This window comes from Undibacterium sp. 14-3-2 (genome assembly GCF_016595265.1).
Classification (GTDB): Bacteria; Pseudomonadota; Gammaproteobacteria; order Burkholderiales; family Burkholderiaceae_D; genus Undibacterium; species Undibacterium aquatile.
This window is the reverse complement of record NZ_JAENGS010000001.1, coordinates 770657-793186: the sequence shown is the minus strand read 5'-3', so window position 1 is coordinate 793186 and position 22530 is coordinate 770657. Positions and strand designations below refer to the sequence as shown.

The following is a 22530-nucleotide window of genomic DNA, read 5'->3' as shown; positions in this document are numbered from 1 at the left end:
TTAAGCCCCTTTATTTACGCTGAGAATAAGGGTATTTTACGACATACTCCCCTAAAATCAGGCAGCCGCCCATTCACGCGAGGCTTGTCCGGAATAACTGACGGGCGCGTTCTGCGCATCGTCAAACGTCACAATCTCGTACGCATCCGGCTGTGATAACAGCACCCGTAACAACTGATTATTCAATCCATGGCCGGATTTGTGTGCGGTGTAGCTAGCCAGGAAAGGATGTCCGATCAGATACAGATCACCGATGGCATCGAGTATTTTATGGCGCACGAATTCATCGTCAAAACGCAGACCGTCTGAATTCAGTATCCGGTATTCGTCCATTACGATCGCATTTTCCATGGAACCGCCACGGGCAAGGCCGATACCGCGCAGCATTTCTACATCCTGCATGAAACCGAAAGTGCGCGCTCTGGCGACATCTTTGACAAACGAGACTTTTTCAAAGTCGACCTCTGCTGTCTGCACAGTGCCATCCACTGCGGGGTGATTGAATTCGATAAAAAAATGCAGTTTGAAACCGTTATAGGGTTCCAGTCTCGCCCATTTTTCAGCGGCCCCTTTGCCCTCGCGGATTTCCACGGGTTTCAATACGCGGATAAATTTCTTGGCAGCATCTTGCTGTTGCAATCCGGCTTCCTGTAACAAGTAGACGAACGACGATGCGGAGCCATCCATAATCGGAATTTCTTCAGCGCTGACATCGATATACAAATTATCGATACCGAGTCCTGCACAGGCAGATAACAGATGCTCGACCGTAGAAACCCGTTCGTCACCGTTGGACAAAGTTGACGCCATGCGGGTATCGCCGACACCGGTTGCGTTGGCAGGAAAAACTAATGGCGGGGTCAGATCCGTACGGGTAAAAACAATGCCGGTATCCACCGGTGCCGGGCGCAAAACCAGCTCGACCTTGGTACCGGAATGCAGGCCCACGCCTATGGTTCTGACTTCTTGTTTGATAGTGATTTGCTTTAACATCTTCGTATTATAACGAGTCACGCCAAGCCGATGTGCTGGCGCTGTCATTCGCTGTTGCAAAAACAGATAAGCCGCAAACGAACGGTAAAAAAATCATTTATATAAAAAAACAGCGCCAGCCAGAAATGGCGGCGCTGCTCTCATGGAAACTGAAAATTAAGCGAGTTGCGCTAACAAGGTTTCCACATTGGATACTTCAAATTTTCCGCCAGCTTCCACGTTCAGTTGCTTGACGACACCGTCAACTGCCAGCAAAGAATAACGCTGGGAACGAATACCCATGCCAAATTTACTGAAATCTGCATCCAGACCCAGCGCTTTGCTGAATGCAGCATTACCGTCGGCCATCATACGCACGACGCCGGTGGCTTTCTGATCGCGGCCCCACGCACCCATCACAAATGCGTCGTTCACGGAAACACACCATATTTCATCAACGCCTTTGGCTTTTAATTCGGCAGCGTGCGCGATGTAGCCAGGAAGATGTTGTGCCGAACAAGTTGGCGTGTATGCACCTGGCAGACCAAAAATGGCAATCGTTTTTCCTTTGACCAGATCAGCAACCTGGAAAGTATTCGGGCCAATACTGCAACCTTCGCCAGCAACCTCGACAAATTCTGCCAGGCTGCCTGCCGGTAACTGTTCGCCAATTTGTATGCTCATCATCATTCCTTTCGTTTAATTCAAATAATTAACTATCTTGCGATAGCCCGGGACGCCAGACCAATCCGGCGATCAAGCTCGCAGTATGCCTGAGCTGTCGAAAAGCTGCTGACGCCGTCCCAAAGTCAATTCAGGAAAACCAAAGTTGTAAAACTTTTTACATTTTTATAGGTAATTTCCCAACAGTAAGTTCTGCAAATGTAATGCAGATGCTAGGATAGCCCAATTAATTACTTAAATATCAATAATTCGGACTGGTAATTCCCATTACATGGAGGGGTGCATACAAATGAAGCAATCCAAGGCAAATGGCAGTATTCACAGGAAATATCTTGCAAGCGCACTGATCAGCATCGGCGTCAGTTACGGGCTTTCTGGTTGTGGCGGTGGCAGCAGTGCACCGGCGGTGGTCGCGCCACCCACACCACCAACCGTCAGTATCGATGTTTTCGGCGCGCGTGGCGCGCTGTTAACCGCAATCGTCAGCAGCACGGACTGCGCCACGACGCCAACAGTCAGTTGGCAAAATTCTTCTGGCGTTGCGGTGGGCAGCGGCACCAGCATTCAGGACACACAACCCAATTCCATTCTGACTGCGACGGCAAGCTGCTCAAGCGCTACTGCCAGTCAGAAGCTCGCAGCGAATTCTGTGCACACTGCACTTTCCGCTTTTGCGGTACTACAAAATGGCAGCGCCGTGGCCTGGGGCAATCCGGTCTGGGGCGGACAAACCAGCACCGCTGCGGCAATCACGGGCATTTCTCAGTTATACGCGTCCGAGCGCGGCTTTGCAGCGCTGCTCAGCGACAATACACTGAAGGCCTGGGGCAGCAGCTATGTCGCTGTCACCGATCCGAATTTAGTCTATCCGGCAACAGGCGCGATCGCTACCAGCCCACTGACCAACATCGCTACCGTCATGCCAGGCAGACTCGCCTATTTCGTGACAAAAAAAGATGGTTCGATTGCTGCCTGGGGAAATTTCCGTGGCGTGACCGATGGCGTGGACGGCTATATCGGTGATGCGAAAACTGGTCTCAACCCTGTCACGCTGGCGTTGCTGACCGACGTCAAAGCGCAGGCTTCGACCGAAGGTGCATATGCCTTACTGAAAGGCGACGGTACTGTGGTGACGTTTGGCGATCAGGATGCGGGCGGGAACTCGTCAGCAGTTCAGCCCTTACTGGTTGGCGTAACGCAGATCGTCGGGAATAACTTTGACTTTGTCGCCTTGCGTAAAGATGGCAAGGTAGTGACCTGGGGTTACGGCTACGCGGCAAAATCAGGCGATGCTGAAATTAATCCAACGCTGGCAGACATCTCGAAACTTTATGTCAGCGGTAATGCGGCGGCGGCAGTATCCAACACCGGAGCCGCATTTGCCTTTGGTTTTACACCCCAGATTGAAGCAGCCGATTCCAGTTCACTGACAGCATCACTGACCAACGTCAGCAATATCTATTCAACGCAAACGGCATTTGCCGCATTGCGAACTGATGGCACCGTTATCAGTTGGGGTGATCTGCCACGGATGGGAAATAGTCTGAATGCCGTTCAGTCTTCCCTGACGAACGTAAAATCAGTACAGGCGACAGAATATGCATTCGCTGCACTGAAAGGCGATGGTACGGTCGTCAGTTGGGGCGATCCGGAACTGGGCGGGGACAGCAGCGCAGTGAAAGCGCAGTTAACCAACGTTGTTGCTCTCAGTGCCAACAAATATGCATTCGCCGCACTGAAGTCAGATGGCAGCGTGGTGACCTGGGGTATGAAAACGAAAGGCGGCGACAGCAGTGCGGTCGCGGCAAAATTAACCAATGTCCGCGCCATTTATGCCACTGCATATGGTGCGTTCCTCGCGGTGAATAAAGACGGCAGCTTCGTTACCTGGGGCGATCAGTGGGCTGGCGGCGGAACCGCTCCGGCAACATTGACAAAAATCCCTTACATCGGCTGACATCAGCGTCATCCGTCGCATCAATGCCATGAATAGAAATGGAGAACATCGTATGAAATTTTTCGCTTTCAAAGCAAAACCTCTGATCGCAGCCATACTCGGCACCATGATATCTGCGTCAGCGCACTCCACCGTCAGAGAGCAGGACAACACGACAGCCACGCCCCGCAGAGAAGCAGAAAATCTGACCCAGATCATAGTGAAGTACCGCAATGAACGCAGCAATGCAAACGAAGCGGCCAGCCTCAGCGGCAATAAAGCGGCGCTGGCACAAGTGCAGACACAAAGAATATCGACACTACAATCAGTTGCCAGAACTTATAACGCCACATTTGCATTAAAGCGTCAGATCGTTACCGGCGGCTGGGTGTATCGCGCAAATACTGCGTTAAAACCTTCGCAAATGATGGCACTCGCTGCGAAACTGCAAGCAGCCGACCGCTCTATCGAATATGCAGAACCAGATTACATTCTGCGCCCGGCGTATACCCCGACCGACCCGCTATTTACCTCGCAATGGGATATGCAGGAAAGTGCCACACAGCCAGGCGGTCTGAATCTGTCTGCCGCCTGGGATATCAGTAAAGGTGACAAAGTCACCGTTGCCGTCATTGATACCGGCTACCGTCCACATCCGGATCTGCTGCAAAATCTGATCCCGGCACCAGGCGGAAGCGCAAATCAGTATGGCTACAACTTTATCAGCAAGGCCTCGACAGCCCGCATTACGTTGCCAAAGGATGTGAGCAGCGCGCGCGGTCCGGATGCGATTGACCTCGGTGACTGGGTAGAAAAAACGGATACAGATTGCCCGTCTCACGCACAAGATAGCAGTTGGCATGGCACACATGTGGCAGGCACAATTGCAGCGGCAGCCAACGGTACCGGAATTACCGGTGTCGCACCGAACGCCCGGATCTTACCGTTAAGAGCCCTGGGTAAATGTGGTGGAGAAACTTCAGATATTGCCGATGCCGTCGCCTGGGCTGCAGGTTTGCATATCGAAGGCGTGCCGGATAATACCAACAAAGCGAATGTCATTAATCTCTCTCTTGGCGGTACACATGCCTGCAGTAAAACAAATGCAGCAGCCTATCAAAGTGCGATCGCGAATGGAGCAGTGATTGTTGTTGCTGCCGGCAATGAAGCGCTTGACGCGCGCCTGTCGAGTCCGGCGAACTGTCCGGGTGTGATTACCGTCGCATCAAACTCGATCACCGGTGGTCGCGCAAGTTATTCAAATTACGGAGCGACCGTCAGCGTCACCGCGCCGGGTGGAGGTTTTACGACAGCGGCAGACAGAATCCTCTCAACACTGCCAAGCGGAAAAACCGTCGCGACGGATGACACCACGTATGGTTTGATGGCGGGTACCTCGCAAGCGACACCGCATGTGGCAGGTGTGATCGCGCTGATGATGGCAGTCAATCCTAAACTGACGTCCGCGCAGGTGCGCAGCATACTGATCAAAACCGCGCGCCCGGCGCCGGCAAACTGTCCTGGCTGTGGAGCCGGTATTGTTGACGCGGCTGCAGCCGTCAAAGCGGCCAGCGGAAACTAAAAAATAACGCCCCGGATGTATCGGGGCATACCTCGATTAATTTTGCCAAAAATTAAAAAAGCCCGCATTGTATGCGGGCTTTTTTAATGAGTACGACAGATAAATTAGTCTGCCTGCTTACGCAAAAATGCTGGAATGTCGTACGTTTCCATGCCATTTTTTTCCAACGCACGCACCGTGTCTGACGCAGATTCGCGACGCCATACTGCAGGCTTGCTCAATCCGTCAAATGCTGGTGCAGCGCTTGCCATACCATTCGACACTGTCGTTGTAGCCATCGCCGCAGCCATCATCGGCTCATTATTGGTACCGGTACGCAGCATCGGTGTTTGCACCAGCTGAATATTTTTCTTACCACGTCCCAGTCCTGTCGCAACGACCGTCACACGGATATCGTCACCCATGGTGTCGTCGTATGCGATACCTTGAGCAATCGATGCATCCGGTGCTGCGAATGCGCGCACAGCTGCCATGACTTCTTTAATTTCTTTACCTTTAAGGCTGCGGCTGGCAGTCACATTCACCAATACACCACGCGCACCGGACAGATCAATACCATCCAGCAAAGGTGATGCGACAGCTTGTTCGGCTGCAATGCGTGCGCGATCAACACCGGATGCTGTCGCCGTACCCATCATTGCTTTACCTTGCTCACCCATGATCGTTTTCACGTCATTGAAGTCAACGTTGATATGACCCGGTACATTGATGATTTCAGCAATACCGGCGACGGCATTATTCAGCACATCATCCGCATGTTGCAGCCATTCGATCATGCTGTCGTCTTCATAAATCTCTTCGAGTTTTTCGTTGAGAATGATGATCAGCGAATCGACGTGCTGGGTCAGCGCATCCAGACCTTCATCGGCGATGTCCATGCATTTCTTACCTTCGTAAGAAAAAGGTTTGGAAACCACCGCCACGGTTAAGGCACCAAGCTCTTTCGCCACTTGTGCCACGACTGGTGCTGCACCGGTACCGGTACCACCGCCCATACCGGCAGCGATAAAGACCATGTGTGCTCCACGCAATGCGTCTTCAATGCGGGCTCGTGAATCTTCTGCCAGCTTACGACCGACTTCCGGTTTCATACCAGCACCCAAACCGGTTTCACCGATTTGAATCACGTTATGCGCTTTGGATTGCAGTAATGCTTGCGCATCCGTATTTGCAGCGATGAATTCAACGCCGCAAACACCTTTATTGATCATGTGCTGAACAGCATTGCCGCCGGCACCACCCACGCCAACCACTTTGATTACAGTACCTTGTGTGGCGTTATCAACCATATCGAACTCCATCATGACTCCTCCAGATAGGCAGTTACCAGTCGCTAATGATCACAAGATGTGACGACTAGCGACTAATAACTGTAGATCAAACCATTATAAAATGAGTACACCAATTACGATACAAAAAGCTACTTAAAAATTCCCCAAAAACCACTCTTTCATGCGCTGCCAGACTGCTTTTGCTGAACCTTCCTGCCTTGTCACAAGATGACCGCGCAAATACTGCTTCTTCGCTTCCAACAACAACCCTAAAACAGTGGCGTAACGCGGACTTCTGACAACATCAGCAAGTTGTCCGCTGTACGCTGGCATCCCTAATCTCGTTGGCTTTAAAAATATATCTTCAGCCATCTCAACCATGCCTGGCATCGCTGACGATCCACCTGTTAAAACGATGCCTGATGAGAGCACATCTTCATAACCGGATTCACGTACCACCTGATGCACCAGCGCAAATAACTCTTCAACACGTGGTTCGATCACTGCCGCCAACGCCTGGCGTGACAACGAGCGCGGACCACGATCACCCAGCCCCGGCACATCCAGCGTATCCGCCGGATCAGCCAGCACTTGTTTGGCAACACCGAAACGCACTTTGATTTCTTCCGCTTCCGAAGTCGGTGTGCGCAAAGCCATCGCAATATCATTCGTGATCTGATCACCTGCAATCGGAATCACAGCCGTATGACGAATCGCGCCTTCACTGAAAACCGCCACATCTGTCGTGCCGCCGCCAATATCAATCAGAACAACGCCGAGTTCTTTTTCGTCTTTCGTCAGCACCGCTTCTGCCGAGGCCATCGGTTGCAGAATCAGATCGGATACTTCCAGTCCACATCGGCGCACGCATTTCACAATATTCTGTACAGCAGAAACTGCGCCGGTCACGATATGTACTTTGACTTCGAGGCGGATGCCGCTCATACCTATCGGTTCACGTACATCATCCTGACTATCGACAATGAATTCCTGAGGCAAGGTATGCAGCAGCTGCTGATCTGTCGGAATGTTGACCGCTTTTGCCGTTTCGATTACGCGCGACACGTCGGCGGCGGTGACTTCCTTATCTTTAATCGCCACCATGCCGCTGGAATTAAAGCTGCGGATATGACTACCTGCAATGCCGGTATAAACACGACTGATCTTACAATCCGCCATCAGCTCGGCTTCTTCAAGCGCACGCTGTATCGATTCGACGGTCGCCTCAATATTCACGACCACGCCTTTTTTCAGGCCTTTCGATTCGTGCTGTCCCAGGCCGATCACTTCATGCCTGCCATCCGGCATGACTTCAGCGACAACCGCCACCACTTTGGAGGTTCCGATATCGAGACCAACGATCAGATTTTTTGCGTCTTTTGTCATGTCTTTCCACTTGCTTTTGTTTGCTTTTTCAATCCCATGGAACTGTGGCTGGATTTCAACGCCAATCCATTTGGATAACGCATATCTACACTTTGAATACTATCTTCCAGACTCGATATCAATTGCGGATAAACCGTCATCAATTTATCCACTCTATCCTGCAAAGTCTTACCGTCCTGCACCCTGCCCAACTCTACCTGCATACCATTATTTAACTTGACGCTCCATGCATACCGACTGGAATATTTCACTTCGTCCGGTTCAAGATTAATTCTGGAAAACCATTTTTTAAATTCCTGATACTGCGTCAGCACTTCTTTTTCACTGCCATCAGGGCCGCTCAGGTTAATCAGATCAGCGTCTTCTTCTGCTTCGGCAAGATTGGCGGTAAACACATCACCATTCACAGAAATCAAACGACCGTCATCCCCCCAGGTGCCCAATACAACATGCTCGTCCAGTTTCACAATCAGCTTATTCGGCCACTCTCTCTGAATACTCGCTTTTCTTACCCATGGAACGCTTTCGAAAGCACCGCGTACTGCATCCAGATTCGCCGTAAAAAAATTTCCTCTGATTCGTGGAATGGCTGAATTTTTAATCGTCAACGCATTCACGTGTTTTAAGGCTTGCGAACTCATGCCTTCCACCCGGATCGAGGCCAATGTGAACATCGGGCGTTGTATCACCCACCAGACACCAGACATCATCAGAATGAACAGCACCATGCCGAATAAGGCATTTGCCGTGTTGTTCATCAGTTTGACGTCATGCCACATCAGTTATTCCTTTTTTACTTTGTTTCAGTACGGATTTTCAAGCGCGCAGTTTTTAAAATTTCAACGCACAGATCCTCGTAACTCATCCCGGTTGCTTTGGCAGCCATCGGTACCAGTGAATGCCCTGTCATACCTGGCGAGGTATTAATTTCCAGCAAAAATGGACGCTGATCCGAATTACGTACCAACACGTCTATCCTTGCCCAGCCTTCACAATCTAATGCGCGATAAGCCTCCACAGCCATTTGCTGAATCGCTGTTGTCAGTACCGCATCCAGTGGTGCGGGACAAAGGTATTGCGTATCGTCGGTAAAATATTTGTTCTGATAATCATAGTTACCATCCGGTGCAACGATTTCAATGATGGGCAACGCATAAGCCTGCTCACCTCTGCCGAGCACGGCAACAGTGAATTCACGCCCTTCAATAAATTCCTCCGCCAGCACGACTTCATCAAACTGCGCGGCAAGCGTATAAGCCTGCTGCATTTCAGCAGCAGTATTGACTTTAGTAATTCCTATCGTCGAGCCCTCGTGTGGCGGCTTCATGATCAGCGGCAAACCCAGGTTCTGGGTAATCGCTGCCAAATCAGATTGCGCGTTCAACACAGCGTAGCCCGGCGTGCTGATGCCATGGGTTTGCCAGATGCGCTTCGTAAAAATTTTGTCCATGGCAATCGCAGATGCCATGACACCGCTGCCGGTATACGGAATATTTAACTGTTCCAGCACACCTTGCATACTGCCGTCTTCACCATATCGACCATGCAATGCGATAAACACGCGATCAAATTTTTCAGCAGCTAATTCCGCAATACTGCGTTCAGCAGGATCGAAGGCATGCGCATCAACACCCTTGCTTTTCAGCGCTGCCAATACGCCGCTGCCAGACATGATGGAGATATCGTGCTCAGCAGAACGCCCGCCAAACAAAACGCCAACTTTACCTAAAGATTTATAATCAATTTCGCTCATGATTTTGTATCACTTCATTTATTTTGCCTGTGCCAGTTTTGCCGGCACTGCACTGATAGATCCTGCACCCATCACAATCAACACGTCACCATCTTTTAGGACGTGTAACAAGCTTTCCGGCATCTCTTGTATTTCCTCAACAAATACCGGCTCTATTTTTCCCATCACCCGCAAGGCGCGTGCCAGTGAACGTCCGTCAGCGGCGAGTATCGGCGCTTCGCCTGCGGCATACACTTCCGCCAGCACGGCAGCGTCAGCTGTAGAAATGACTTTAACAAAATCCTCAAACAAATCCCGCGTCCGGGTATAGCGGTGCGGCTGAAATGCCAGGACTAAACGACGTCCCGGATAAGCGCCACGCGCGGCCGCCAGGGTTGCTGCCATTTCGACAGGATGATGACCATAATCATCTACCAGTGCGAAACTGCCGCCACCGGCCAGAGTGATTTCACCATAGCGGGTAAAGCGACGACCCACACCATTGAATTCGCTCAATGCTTTTTGTGTCGCTTCATCTGCGACGCCGACTTCACGCGCGATCGCAATCGCAGCGCAGGCGTTCTGAACATTATGCATACCAGGCTGATTTAAACTCACTCGCATATCAGCATAACCGTCCTGTACCACGGTGAAATGCATCTTGCCATCGGCAGCAATCGCGTCAATCGCGCGGACATCTGCATCTTCCCGAAAACCGTAAGTAACGACCGGCTTAGAGATAAACGGCATGATTTCACGTACATTCGAATCATCTACGCACAACACAGCAACACCATAAAATGGCAGGCGCTGCGTGAATTCGATGAATGCCTGTTTCAGTCGCGCAAAATCATGCCCATAGGTTTCCATGTGATCGGCATCGATATTCGTGATGACTTCTATCACTGGCAACAAATTCAGAAATGAAGCGTCCGACTCATCCGCCTCGGCAACGATGAAATCGCCACTTCCTAATTTAGCATTGGCACCAGCACTGTTAAGGCGTCCACCAATCACAAACGTAGGATCAAAACCACCTTGCGCCAACACGCTCGCCACCAGGCTGGTCGTCGTCGTTTTCCCATGTGTGCCGGCAATCGCAATGCCGCTCTTCAGACGCATCAACTCTGCCAACATCAGAGCGCGTGGCACGATAGGAATGTGCTTCGCTCTGGCAGCGATCACTTCCGGGTTATCTGCTTTCACTGCCGTTGATGTCACAACCGCGTCCGCTCCTGCAATATTTTCCGCCGCATGCCCGATCTTCACGTCTGCACCGAGGCTTGCGAGACGCTGCGACGCAGAGTTGCTACTCAGATCTGAACCTGAAATGGTGTATCCGAGATTGAGTAAGACCTCGGCGATACCGCTCATGCCTGAGCCGCCAATACCGACAAAATGAATATGTTTAACTTTATGCTTCATGCTAATGCTTCCAGAATTTTTGCAATGTTTGCATTCGCTTCGCGTTGACCGAGTGCATACGCTTTCTCTGCCATCTGCAAACATTGGTGGCGATCAAGTGCCTGTAATTTTTCAGCCAACAGTGCTGGTGAGAGTTCTGATTGCGGCAGATAAACTGCGGCCTGCTGATGTGCCATCCACGTGGCATTTTCTTTTTGATGCGACGTACTGGACGCCATAAAAGGCACGAGCATGCTGGCGACACCTGCTGCTGTTAACTCCGAGACCGTAATTGCGCCGGCGCGGCAAATCACCAGATCTGCCTCGGCATAACGCCGCGGCATGTCGTCGATAAAATCGAGTATCTCGGCCTGCACACCGGCTTGTGCGTAATTCGCCTGCAAAGCATCAATATTTTGTTTGCCTGACTGATGAGTTAACGTCGGACGCTGCGCTTCCGGAATCAATGCCAGTGCTTTTGGCAGACAATCATTCAACACTTTTGCGCCAAGGCTACCGCCGACAACCAGAATACGTAAAGCACCTGTACGCTGCGCATAACGCAAAGCAGGTGCGGGCAAAGCAGTAATTTCCTGGCGTACAGGATTACCGGTCAAAGCAATTTTTCTATCAACGGATAAACGCTCAGACGGCAGTCCAAATAACAGTTTGCTGGCAAATGGTTTCAACGCTTTATTCGACAACAACAATACGGCATCTGCATTCATCAGTACCAACGGCGTACCACGCAAGGCCGCGACAACACCGCCTGGTACCGTCACATAGCCGCCCATACCAAGCACAACATCAGGACGACGCTGACTGAAAATACGTGCACAGTGGAAAAAACTGGCGATCAGTTTGTATGCCCCGGTCACGCTGTGTTTCCAGCCTTTACCTCGCAAACCGGTGAAGTCCAGACTATCCATAGGAATTTGATGCTTAGGCACAATCTGGCACTCCATGCCGGTCATGGTTCCGAGCCAGGACACTTCCCAGCCGCGTTCCCGCATCAATTCTGCAATTGCCAGTCCCGGGAAAATATGACCACCAGTACCCGCGGCCATAATCATGAGTTTTTTCGAAGAGGTTGAAGTCATAAGCGGCCTCCACGCATCAAAACGCGATTTTCATAATCGACCCGCAGCAAAATAGCCAGTCCCACACAATTAATTAACACACCAGAACCACCATAGCTCATCAACGGCAAAGTCAGACCCTTGGTTGGCAACAATCCGAGATTCACGCCCATATTGATAAACGCCTGTACACCAATCCAGATGCCGATTCCCTTCGCGGTCAGACCGGCAAAAGTCTGATCAAGTGCGATCGCTTGTCTGCCAATTTCAAATGCGCGTTTGATGATCCAATAAAACAATAAAACGACGACAGTCACACCGACGAAACCCAGCTCTTCACCGATCACGGCCAACAGAAAATCCGTATGTGCCTCGGGTAGGTAATGTAATTTTTCAACGCTGGCACCCAAGCCGACACCAAACAACTCGCCACGCCCGAACGCAATCAGCGAATGCGTCAATTGATACGCTTTGCCAAGCGCATGATCATCGTCAAACGGACTCAGGTAGGCAAAGATACGTTCGCGGCGCCACGGCGACAGCAAAATAACCATCGTGAAAATACCCACCAGCGTTGCGGCAATACCACCGAACCAGATGCCATTAATCCCGCCCAGAAAAAGTATGCCCATCGCAATACAGACAATCACACCGAAAGCGCCAAGATCGGGCTCCAGCAGCAGCAACAATCCCACGACGCCCACAGCTGCCAGCATAGGAACGAAGCCTTTGGTCAGCTTGTGCATATATTCTTGTTTACGCACCGTATAGTCAGCGGCATACAGCACCATGAATAACTTCATGAACTCGGATGGCTGCAAATTAAATACCTTGAATGAAAGCCAGCGTTTCGCGCCATTCACACCCTTACCAAGTCCTGGGACCAGAACCGCGACCAGCAAAATCAAAGTGAAGACGAACAAATACGGCGCCAGTTTTTGCCAGGTCAAAACGGGCATACGAAATACCAGTGCAGCTGCGATAACCGAGACCAATACAAACATCGCCTGGCGCACCAGAAAATGCGAATTCTTATAGCTCGCATATTTAGGTGAGTCTGGCAGAGAGATCGATGCCGAATACACCATGACCATGCCGAATAACATCAGTATCATGGTGACCCATACCAATGGCTGATCGTAGTTCATCATTTTCGAGCGGTTCACCAGTTGCGTCTCCGGACCCGGAGCCGAAAATGGCAGCCATCGCTGTATTGGCAGGAGCAATTGCTTCATCAGCAAATCTCCCCGCGTGACAATGCTACTTCACGCACTGCATCAGCAAAGACCTCGGACCGGTGCGCATAGTTACGGAACATGTCCAGACTCGCACAAGCAGGGGACAGCAGAACAATATCGCCCTCTTTTGCAACATCTGCCGCCGCCTGCACCGCAAGCTCCAGACTGTTAAATTCCTGAGTCTCAACCTGCGTTGTAGAAATCGCCTGACGAATATCGTCCTTCGCTTTACCGATCAACAATACACTCTTCGCATATCGTCCGACCACATCTGCCAATGGAGAAAAATCCTGTCCCTTGCCCTCACCACCCGCAATCAGAATGATACGTTTGTCGAATCCGTCAGCCTGCTGCCCCAAGCCTTTTAAGGCGGCGACAGTTGCGCCGACATTCGTTCCTTTACTGTCATCGATGTAATCAACACCGCCAACACTATTGATGAGTTCAACCCGGTGCGGCTCGCCTTTATATTCACGTAAGCCGTGCAGCAAAGGCGCAAATGAAAGACCTATGCCACGACATAATGCCAGTGCTGCAAGCGCATTCGCTGCATTGTGCTGCCCGCGAATCTGCAAAGCGTCCGTTGGCATCAGTCGCGTGATCATGCACGGAATTTCTTCTGCTTCTTTTTTCTTCCGACGACTGGTGACGACGGGTACATCTTCCGCCGCAACAGAAACCGCCAACCAGCCCATTCCATGTTCATTCAGCAGACCAAGATCACCGATATGCTCTGGTGCATCAACACCAAAACTGATTACCGCCGCCTGTGGCTTCAACATAGACATCACCAAAACGTCGTCACGATTCAGGACTTGTATCGTTGTCTCACCGAAAATCCTCGCTTTATCAGCGCAATAGGCTTGCATGCTGCCATGCCAGTCGAGGTGATCCTGGGTGATATTAAGCACGGTCGCCACATCCGCATTCAGACTGAATGTCGTGTGCAACTGAAAACTGGATAATTCCAGCACCCATACTTGTGGCAGAACGTCTTGTTCCATCACTTCGTACAAGACATCAAGAACTGCCGGACTGATATTACCAGCGACACGGGTTGATAAACCAGCGCGTTCGCACAATAAGCCAACCAGACTGGTCACTGTAGTTTTACCATTCGTACCGGTAATCGCAATCACTTTTGGCTGATAAGCACGCTCTTCTTTCAGCGTCAGCAAGGCTTGCGCAAATAACTCGATCTCGCCCCACAGCGGGATATTCTGCGCAGCAGCCGCCGGAATGATGTCACGCAGTTCGCGCGCGGGAGCAAGACCGGGGCTGACTGCCACAAAATCTATATCGTTCAGCAATTCTGCAGAAAACTCACCGCAAATGAACTCAATCTGATCGCTCAAAACGCGTAACGCCGTTAAACGTTCCGGTGCAGAGCGGGTATCCGCAACACGCAGACGAGCCCCGGCACGCAACAACCAGCGTGCCATTGCGAGACCGGATTCTCCCAGTCCCAGGACTAATACGTGTTTTTCAGAAAAATTCATAAACCCTTACTTCTGCCAGAAAATAACAAAACCAGACTTCAACGTAACTTCAGTGAAGATAAGCCAACCAATACCAGCAACATCGTGATGATCCAGAAACGCACGACCACCTGCGTTTCCTTCCAGCCTTTTTTCTCAAAATGATGATGCAGAGGTGCCATCAAAAATAAACGGCGGCCCTCACCAAATCGTTTTTTAGTAAATTTAAAGTAAGACACTTGCAAGATAATCGACAGTGTTTCCGCGACAAAAATGCCGCCCATAATGAACAGAACGATTTCCTGTCTGACGATTACCGCTAGCGTGCCAAGCGCACCACCCAGCGCCAATGCACCGACGTCGCCCATAAACACCTGCGCCGGGTGAGCGTTAAACCACAGGAATGCGAGACCGGCACCGGTCATCGCGCCGCAGAAAATCAGCAATTCACCTGCCCCCGGGATATGCGGAATCAACAGATATTTCGAGTAACCGATATGTCCGGACAAATAGGCAAACAAACCTAATGCTGTACCAACCATAATCACTGGCATGATGGCAAGGCCATCGAGTCCATCCGTGAAATTCACTGCATTACTGGTGCCGACAATCACGCAATACGTCAGTGCGATAAAGCCCCAGACGCCGAGTGGATAGCTGATCGATTTAAAAAACGGCACAATCAAATCTGCCTTCGGCGGTAAATCCATACTGAAACCCGATTGCACCCACGCAAACAGCAATTCAAGAATCTTGGAATTACTTGGTGCCGATACCGAGAATGCGAGATAAAACGCAGCAGCAATACCGATCAATGATTGCCAGAAATATTTTTCGCGCGAACGCATACCTTCCGGATCTTTGTAGACTACCTTGCGATAATCATCAACCCAACCGACCGCACCGTAACCAAGAGTCACGATCAACACGACCCAGATGAAGCGGTTACTCAAGTCAGACCACAGCAGCGTGGACACCGCAATCGAAATCAAAATCAACACACCGCCCATCGTTGGTGTACCGGACTTCACCAGATGCGTTTCCATGCCATACGAACGCACGGCCTGACCGACTTTCAGGCGAGTCAGCATACGGATCACCGCTGGCCCGGCAAAAATGCCGATCGCTAACGCGGTCATGGTCGCAAATACTGCGCGGAACGTGATAAAACCGAAGACGCGTAGCAGCCCCAGATCCTGTTTAAAAATTTCTGCCAACCAGAGCAACATGCTAATGAGTTCCTGTTATTTTTTGTTGTGTTGAAGTGCCGTCGTCCGCCGCCAACAAATGGCTGACAACGCGTTCCATTTTCATGAAACGTGAGCCTTTGACCAGTACTGTCTTTTCCTGATGAATACCGCTGTCTAAGGCTCTGAATAAATCCTGTATATCGGTGAAATAGTGTGCCCCGGCATATGCCCTTGCCGTATGGGCGACCAGATCACCAAGTAAATACAGCTCTGTAATACCCTGAGCTTTGGCATATTCGCCGATCTCTTTATGAAACTGAGCGCCGTTTTCGCCCACTTCACCCATGTCACCCAGTACCAGAACAGTAGCTCCGCCGATCTGCGTCAGCACATCGATTGCGGCACGTACAGAATCCGGATTGGCATTGTAGGTATCGTCAATCACCATCGCGCCACAGCTGGCTTGCTTACGCTGCAAACGGCCATTCACCGGGCTGAAATTCTCCAGGCCAGCAACGATTAATTCGTCAGAAATTCCTATCGCGTGGCAGCACGCGGCGGCAGCGAGCGCATTCAATACATTGTGCTGACCGGCTGCCTGCAAATGAACCTCAGACGAGCGGCCTGCTATATGCATGTTGACTTCACTACCGAATGGGGTCGCCACAAAACTGGCATGGACTTCGACATCGCTGTTTAAGCCAAAGCGTATGACCTTACGTTGGCCGCGTTCTGCCGCATATTGCTGCCACAAAGAACAATATTCATCCTCTGCAGGAATAACAGCAACACCGTCATCTGGCAGCGCTCTTATAGCTGCACCATTTTCTTCAGCGACAGCTTTCACCGTCTGCATAAACTCCTGATGTTCACGCTGGGCGTTATTAACCAAGACGACTGTCGGCAGCGCAACTGAGGCCAGCAAGGCAATTTCCCCGGGATGATTCATACCCATTTCTATCACTGCTGCCCGGTGCGATGGGTTGAGACCAAGGATAGTCAGCGGTACGCCGATTTCATTATTCAGATTGCCGCTGGTCGCTAAACGACATTCGACACCAAAAGCCACGCTCAGAATCGATGAAATCATTTCTTTAACGGTCGTTTTACCGTTACTGCCAGTCACCCCGATGACAGGCAACATAAATTGTTGTCGCCAGTATCGGCCGATTTCAGCTAATGCCAGTTTGGTATCCGGCACGATCAGTGCAGGTAAAGTGAAATGTTCCGGAATCCGCTCTGCCACGACGGCGACTGCGCCTGAATTGGCAACCTGCGTGAGGAAATCATGGGCATCAAAATTTTCACCACGCAAGGCGACAAACAAATCCCCCGCCTTAATTTTGCGGCTATCGGTGGTTAAACCTGTGACCGCTGCGTCCGCTGTCATGGTCGCGGATGTCAGCACTGGCTGCAATTGTTGAAGAGTAAAATGCATCAGCTACCTCTCTTCATGTTGCCGCTGGTTGCCACGGTTGCCAGCGCAAGCGCAGCATGTTCTTCATCTGAAAATGGCCATTTCTTACCATTGATATCCTGATAGGTTTCATGGCCTTTGCCTGCCAGCAGTACCACATCCTGATCACCAGCGTGTTTAATTGCGTACAAAATTGCGTTTGCCCGGTCTTCGATGATGTGGGGAGTTTTACTCATCCCTGCCACAATCTGCCCGATGATATTTGAGGGATCTTCGCTGCGCGGATTGTCGCTGGTGACAATCACGTGATCCGCTTGCTCCGATATCCGTCCCATCTGTGGACGCTTGCCTGGATCTCGATCACCGCCACAACCAAAGACACACCATAGTTGTCCACTGCGCTCATCCGCGACGAGGCGCAAAGCTTCAAGAGTCTTTTCAAGGGCATCCGGTGTGTGGGCGTAATCAATCACGACCATTACATGTCCGGCAGTACCGGCTAATTGCATGCGACCTGGCACCGGCGGTAATTTCTCTATCAGCGCCAACGCTTTCGGCAAAGGAATTCCTTTGCTCAGCAGAACAGCGAGGACGCCAAGAATGTTGCTGACATTAAACCGGCCTATCAGTTGTGTTTTCACCAGACCGGAGCCAAACGGCGATTCGAGATGAAAGCTGGTTCCGGCATGCGTTGTTTTCAAATTACTGGCGCTCAGTAAAGCAGTACCTTCGTAACTTGATTTTTCTAGGCTGTAAGTCATCAAACGCACGTCTGGCCGTGCCTGCTGCAAATGCGCTAAAAGTTGAAGCCCGAACACGTCGTCGAGATTGATGATGGCGGTCGTCAAACTATTCAAGTCAAACAAGCGTTGTTTGGCGGCGGCATAGGCATCCATATCACCGTGATAATCAAGGTGATCGCGTGTCAGATTAGTGAATAAAGCGACGTCAATATGTAAGCCATTCAGCCGCCCCTGATCCAGACCAATGGAGGATGCTTCTATCGCCAGCACCTCTGCACCATTCTTCTGCATCACAGACAACTCGCGTTGCAAACTGATTGCGTCTGGCGTTGTAAAGCCCGTTTCTGATAACTGTCCTAATACACCCTGATGATAAATGCCGATTCCCAGTGTGCCTATCACTGCGGTGTCACACTTTTCCATTGACAGCGCTTTTGCCAGCCACTGACTGCAGGATGTCTTACCGTTGGTGCCGGTCACAGCGACGCTGAACATAGCCCGATCTGGATTGCCATACCACTCGTTGGCGATCAACCCGAGTTGCTGAGATAAATCCGGCACTGCAAAATGCGGAACAGAAATCCTCTCATCCCACACGAAAGTGTCGCCATCCGCAACGTCATATACAACTGCAATTGCGCCACGAGCAAGCGCATCAGGAATATATTTGCGGCCATCACCATGATGCGTGCGGGCAGCAAAAAACACATCGCCAGTAATGATTTTTGCCGAATTCGAGCACAACTGTGCGTCAGGTGCGACTTTCCGCAGCCAGTTAACAATCTCGTTAATGGATATTTTTTTATTGGTCATTACATGCTCTCCTGCACGCTATTGTCAGGAATGATGCTGGTGACAGATGAATCAGGTGGCACGTTCATAGAGCGCAATACGTTCGCGGTGATTGCAGCAAAAACCGGGGCGGCGACGATACCGCCAAAATGACCGCCAGCGCTTGGTTCATCAATCATCACAGCAACGATGACTCGTGGATTCGATACCGGAGCAAAGCCAATAAAGTCGCCGACATATTTATTCACGTAGCGACCACCTTCTATCTTATGTGCAGTACCGGTTTTTCCGGCAACGCGATAGCCGGGCACACGCGCCTGCGTTGCGGTACCACCCGGCTGTGTTACCGATTCCATCATGACGCGCAATTGCTGCGCTGTTTTGTCGGAAATGACCCGCTGCGCTGCCGGAGCATCACTAGTTTTTTGAAATGTGATCGGTATCATGTCGCCGTTGCGCGCAAAAATCGTATACGCACGCGCCATTTGCAGCAAGGACACCGACAGTCCATGGCCGTAGCTCATCGTCGCCTGCTCGATGGGCCGCCAATTTTTATAATTACGCAAACGACCGGCAACGGCACCGGGAAAACCAATTTTCGGCTGCTGACCAAAACCTAAGGTGGTAAACAACTCCCACATTTCCTTAGGTGGCATTTGTAACGCCATTTTGGCGACGCCGATATTCGAGGATTTCTGGATAATCTGCGCAACGGTCAGCACAGATTCTTTATGGGCGTCATGAATTACAGCAGGGCCTATCGTCATATAACCCGGTGCGGTCTGAAATACGGTATCCGGAGTAACCCGTCCGGTCTCAAGCGCCAGTGCAACGGTGAAGGGCTTCATAGTCGAACCCGGCTCGAACGTATCGGTAATAACGCGATTACGCAACTGCGCACCGGTCAATACCGAGCGGTCGTTCGGGTTATAGCTGGGCAAATTCACCAGAGCCAAAACCTCTCCGGTGTGTACATCAAGCACAACGGCGCCGCCAGCTTTTGCCTTGTGTTTTTCTACTGCATCTTTTAAATGGGTGTAAGCAATATACTGAATCTTACTATCCAGCGACAAGGTCAGCTCTTTGCCATCATGTGGTTCACGAATAGCACGGATATCTTCAACGATGCGACCAAGGCGGTCTTTAATGACGCGACGGCTACCCGTTTTGCCTGCCAGATTTTTTTCCGAGGCAAGCTCAATTCCTTCCTGCCCGATATCTTCCACATTCGTGAAGCCGACGACGTGTGCCATGACTTCCCCCTCAGGATAAAAACGCTTGTACTCTTTGCGGGTTTCAACACCAGGAATAGCAAGCGCCTGAATTTTGTCGGATATTTGCGGTTCTACCTGCCGCTTCAGATACACAAACTGGCGATCAGAATCGAGTTTCTTACGTAACTCAGCCTCACTCATATCGAGTAAGGCTGCGAGTTGTCGGATTTTATCTTTGGGCGCTTCCAGAACATCGTCGGGGATCGCCCATATCGCCTTTACTGGTACCGATGACGCCAGCACCTGACCATTCCGGTCTGTGATTTTTCCGCGGGTTGCCGGTAGCTCTAATGTGCGGGCATATCGATTAGCTCCCTGCTTCTGCAAAAAATCCGTCGTCATTCCCTGCAGCCACAAAGCACGGGCGATCAGCGCAAAAAAAGCGCCGAATAATAAAAATAAAACCAGCCGGGAACGCCAGATAGGCAATTTCACTTCCAACACCGGATTGGAAGAAAATGAAACACCGCGTGAAGCAGCTGTGCGCGACATGTTCCCAGCACGGCTCATTTCAGCTCCGCCGCTTTCAGATATTGGGTACGCGCCGGCGTGACCGGCACCATGTTCAGTTCCTTGCTCGCGGTTTCCTCAATGCGCGAGTGTTTACCAAAAGTGGATTGATCCAATTTCAATTGGGTCCATTGCAATTCATATTGTTTGCTGAGACTTTGCTCACGCTCGAGCTCAATAAACAAACGTCGAGCCTGATACTGAGAATTAATCAGAGACAAAGCGCAAGCGATCAATGCGATTGCCAGAAAAAAGTTCACGCGCGTGATCATTTCAGCACCTCTGGCAAACGTTCAGCAATACGCAAGATCGCCGAGCGCGCACGAGGATTAGCAACCACCTCGGCTTCAGAAGGCTTAATCCGGTTCAGTAAACGCATTTGTGCTTGCGGTAAATCGACGTGACGGATAGGCAAGCGCCGGTCTGGCTGCTCAAGTTTCACTTTAGAAGCAAAAAACTGCTTCACTATCCGGTCTTCCAGAGAATGAAAACTGATCACTGACATTCGCCCGAAAGGAGAGAGCGCAGCAAAAGCAGCATCAAGACCTATCTCGAGATCTTCAAGCTCCTTATTGACGAAAATCCGTATAGCCTGAAAGGTGCGAGTTGCCGGGTCCTTGCCCTTCTCGCGAGTTTTGACGGCGTGCGCGACAAGTTCGGCGAGTTGTCGGGTTCCAGTAATGGACTCCGTTTGCCGGCGAGCAACAATCGCCTTTGCAATCTGAAAAGCAAACCGTTCTTCCCCATAATTTTTTATCACCTCCCTGATTTTTTCTTCTTCTTCCACTGCCAGCCATTCAGCAGCAGACATGCCACGACTGGTATCCATCCGCATATCAAGCGGACCGTCTGAGCGGAAACTAAAACCACGGCTCGCGTCATCCACTTGCGGTGATGAAATACCCAGATCCATCAAGATACCGTCCACTTTACTGACGCCGAGTTCTTCGAGCGCAGCGGTCATTGCCGCAAAACTGTCATGCACAATATGAAAACGGGGATCGCTGATTTCAGCTGCACTGGCAATCGCCTGCGCATCTTTATCAAAAGCAATCAGACGACCTTTCGGTCCGAGCTGTTGCAGGATCAGGCGACTATGCCCACCTCGCCCGAACGTGCCGTCAATGTAGATACCATTTGTCCGTTCACCGGCTATGCCGAGTGCATCCACTGCCTCATTCAAGAGCACAGTTGTATGGGTATATTCTGTCGCCTGCTGTATCGTCATTGCCCGCGATCAGAAAGTAAAATTGTTTAATACATCAGGAGCGCCAGCCGCTTTCGCGTTGGCTTCATTTTCGGCAAGCTTACCGGCATCCCATATTTCAAAATGGCTACCCATGCCCAGCATCATGATGTCGCGCTGAATACCAACGGCATTACGCAGCTCTGGTGCCAGCAAAATACGGCCAGCACTATCCATATCGACGTCAAATGCATTCCCCAGAAAAATACGCTTCCAGTCACGCGCCTGGATAGGCCAGGCGGCGATTTGCTCACGATGAGATTCCCAGGTCGGACGCGGAAACAGCAACAGGCACCCGTCAGGATGGCGGGTCAGGGTGATGTGACCCTCGTATTGTTCGCTCAGGGCATCACGATAGCGGGCAGGAATTGACATTCTGCCTTTCGCATCGAGATTGAGTGCGGATGGACCCTGGAACACGCTTTTACCTTTTACCTGGACTTGGATTGATATGACTCAGTTTGCGAAGATAAATGAAAATTAGGGATTTATCCCACAAAATTACACTTTCTCACACTGTTTCCCACTTTAGAGGATGCTATCAACATGGTCAAGTGAAATTACTCAGAAAAACAGCAGTTTCTTTAATGAAGTCA

At 50.8% G+C, this 22530-nt stretch carries 19 protein-coding genes; 2 read left to right on the top strand and 17 right to left on the bottom strand.

Annotated elements, in window-relative coordinates; translation table 11 throughout:
- Nucleotides 1-57: 57 nt before the first annotated feature.
- Both lpxC and Undi14_RS03530 read right to left on the bottom strand, forming a co-directional pair.
- Nucleotides 58-993 carry a UDP-3-O-acyl-N-acetylglucosamine deacetylase gene (lpxC, locus tag Undi14_RS03535; RefSeq protein ID WP_200177918.1) on the bottom strand — a complete coding sequence of 312 codons (936 nt, stop codon included), beginning with the start codon at nt 991-993 and terminating at the stop codon, nt 58-60.
- Between the two features lie 156 nt (nt 994-1149).
- Nucleotides 1150-1656, bottom strand: coding sequence for a peroxiredoxin (locus Undi14_RS03530; RefSeq protein ID WP_200177917.1), 507 nt, complete (start codon nt 1654-1656; stop codon nt 1150-1152).
- Nucleotides 1657-1945: 289 nt separating this feature from the next.
- On the opposite strand from Undi14_RS03530, the gene Undi14_RS03525 reads away from it, so the two are divergent.
- Nucleotides 1946-3613 (top strand): hypothetical protein, encoded by a 1668-nt coding sequence (locus Undi14_RS03525; RefSeq protein ID WP_200177916.1) that lies wholly within the window; start codon nt 1946-1948, stop codon nt 3611-3613.
- Nucleotides 3614-3665: 52 nt separating this feature from the next.
- Nucleotides 3666-5174: a S8 family peptidase gene (locus tag Undi14_RS03520; protein WP_200177915.1), complete on the top strand. Its 1509-nt coding sequence runs from the start codon at nt 3666-3668 to the stop codon at nt 5172-5174.
- Nucleotides 5175-5278: 104 nt separating this feature from the next.
- On the opposite strand, the gene ftsZ is transcribed toward Undi14_RS03520, so the two are convergent.
- The 15 genes from ftsZ to mraZ all read right to left on the bottom strand — a co-directional run bounded on the left by ftsZ (nt 5279) and on the right by mraZ (nt 22354).
- Nucleotides 5279-6475 (bottom strand): cell division protein FtsZ, encoded by a 1197-nt coding sequence (gene ftsZ / locus Undi14_RS03515; protein WP_186884961.1) that lies wholly within the window; start codon nt 6473-6475, stop codon nt 5279-5281.
- 123 nt (nt 6476-6598) lie between these two features.
- The gene (gene ftsA / locus Undi14_RS03510; protein ID WP_186884784.1) at nt 6599-7831 is read right to left on the bottom strand and encodes a cell division protein FtsA; all 1233 of its coding nucleotides are present in this window, start codon (nt 7829-7831) and stop codon (nt 6599-6601) included.
- Nucleotides 7828-8610 (bottom strand): cell division protein FtsQ/DivIB, encoded by a 783-nt coding sequence (locus tag Undi14_RS03505; RefSeq protein ID WP_186884783.1) that lies wholly within the window; start codon nt 8608-8610, stop codon nt 7828-7830. Before Undi14_RS03505 ends, ftsA begins: the two co-directional genes overlap by 4 nt.
- Nucleotides 8611-8624: 14 nt before the next feature.
- Nucleotides 8625-9584 (bottom strand): D-alanine--D-alanine ligase, encoded by a 960-nt coding sequence (locus Undi14_RS03500; protein ID WP_200177914.1) that lies wholly within the window; start codon nt 9582-9584, stop codon nt 8625-8627.
- Between the two features lie 18 nt (nt 9585-9602).
- The gene (murC, locus tag Undi14_RS03495; RefSeq protein ID WP_200177913.1) at nt 9603-10988 is read right to left on the bottom strand and encodes a UDP-N-acetylmuramate--L-alanine ligase; all 1386 of its coding nucleotides are present in this window, start codon (nt 10986-10988) and stop codon (nt 9603-9605) included.
- Complete coding sequence (gene murG / locus Undi14_RS03490) at nt 10985-12067, bottom strand: undecaprenyldiphospho-muramoylpentapeptide beta-N-acetylglucosaminyltransferase (RefSeq protein WP_200177912.1); 1083 nt, start codon at nt 12065-12067, stop codon at nt 10985-10987. Before murG ends, murC begins: the two co-directional genes overlap by 4 nt.
- On the bottom strand, nt 12064-13197 hold the full coding sequence (ftsW, locus tag Undi14_RS03485; RefSeq protein ID WP_234030414.1) for a putative lipid II flippase FtsW: 1134 nt from the start codon (nt 13195-13197) through the stop codon (nt 12064-12066). The genes murG and ftsW overlap by 4 nt, the downstream gene beginning before the upstream one ends.
- An 83-nt stretch (nt 13198-13280) precedes the next feature.
- Nucleotides 13281-14783 carry a UDP-N-acetylmuramoyl-L-alanine--D-glutamate ligase gene (gene murD / locus Undi14_RS03480; RefSeq protein WP_200177910.1) on the bottom strand — a complete coding sequence of 501 codons (1503 nt, stop codon included), beginning with the start codon at nt 14781-14783 and terminating at the stop codon, nt 13281-13283.
- Nucleotides 14784-14821: 38 nt separating this feature from the next.
- Nucleotides 14822-15991 carry a phospho-N-acetylmuramoyl-pentapeptide-transferase gene (gene mraY / locus Undi14_RS03475; protein WP_186884777.1) on the bottom strand — a complete coding sequence of 390 codons (1170 nt, stop codon included), beginning with the start codon at nt 15989-15991 and terminating at the stop codon, nt 14822-14824.
- A gap of 1 nt (nt 15992) precedes the next feature.
- Entirely contained in the window at nt 15993-17390 is a 1398-nt protein-coding gene (gene murF, locus Undi14_RS03470) for a UDP-N-acetylmuramoyl-tripeptide--D-alanyl-D-alanine ligase (RefSeq protein WP_200177909.1), read from the bottom strand.
- Entirely contained in the window at nt 17390-18925 is a 1536-nt protein-coding gene (locus tag Undi14_RS03465; protein ID WP_200177908.1) for a UDP-N-acetylmuramoyl-L-alanyl-D-glutamate--2,6-diaminopimelate ligase, read from the bottom strand. Before Undi14_RS03465 ends, murF begins: the two co-directional genes overlap by 1 nt.
- Nucleotides 18925-20688 (bottom strand): penicillin-binding protein 2, encoded by a 1764-nt coding sequence (locus Undi14_RS03460; RefSeq protein WP_186896381.1) that lies wholly within the window; start codon nt 20686-20688, stop codon nt 18925-18927. Before Undi14_RS03460 ends, Undi14_RS03465 begins: the two co-directional genes overlap by 1 nt.
- Entirely contained in the window at nt 20685-20960 is a 276-nt protein-coding gene (gene ftsL, locus Undi14_RS03455; protein WP_200177907.1) for a cell division protein FtsL, read from the bottom strand. Before ftsL ends, Undi14_RS03460 begins: the two co-directional genes overlap by 4 nt.
- On the bottom strand, nt 20957-21916 hold the full coding sequence (rsmH, locus tag Undi14_RS03450) for a 16S rRNA (cytosine(1402)-N(4))-methyltransferase RsmH (RefSeq protein ID WP_200177906.1): 960 nt from the start codon (nt 21914-21916) through the stop codon (nt 20957-20959). The genes ftsL and rsmH overlap by 4 nt, the downstream gene beginning before the upstream one ends.
- A 9-nt stretch (nt 21917-21925) precedes the next feature.
- Nucleotides 21926-22354, bottom strand: a complete 429-nt coding sequence (gene mraZ, locus Undi14_RS03445) for a division/cell wall cluster transcriptional repressor MraZ (protein WP_186896379.1) — start codon at nt 22352-22354, stop codon at nt 21926-21928.
- Nucleotides 22355-22530 lie beyond the last annotated feature (176 nt).